Here is a 293-nt window from a genome sequence, read left to right as displayed (position 1 = left end):
AACCGACGCCCGTACGGGGCCCCGCACGGTCCCGTACGGCACAGAGGGCGGGGCCCGCCCGGGATGCGCGCCCGGGCGGGCCCCGCCGCCACCCCACCCCGCGCGCCTCAGCCCACGATCTCCCGCGCCTCCTTCAGGAACCGCTCGCTCGTCCCCCGGTCCCGCACCGCCACCCGCAGCCACTCCTCCCCGAGCCCCGGGAACGTGTCCCCGCGCCGCACCGCCCACCCCGCCGCCCGCAGCCGCTCCCGCACCCGCGCCGCCCCCGGCAGCCGCACCAGCAGGAACGAGGC

1 pseudogene is annotated in these 293 nt (G+C 81.2%); it reads right to left on the bottom strand.

Annotated elements, in window-relative coordinates:
* Positions 1–107 precede the first annotated feature (107 nt).
* A pseudogene (locus tag G3I42_RS19555) lies at positions 108–293 on the bottom strand (L-threonine-O-3-phosphate decarboxylase); the annotation flags it as partial.

The sequence above is a fragment of the Streptomyces sp. SID11385 genome (assembly GCF_010548245.1).
Lineage (GTDB): Bacteria > Actinomycetota > Actinomycetes > Streptomycetales > Streptomycetaceae > Streptomyces.
The sequence above is the reverse complement of the archived record's forward strand: the minus strand, read 5'-3'. Positions and strand labels throughout refer to the sequence as shown.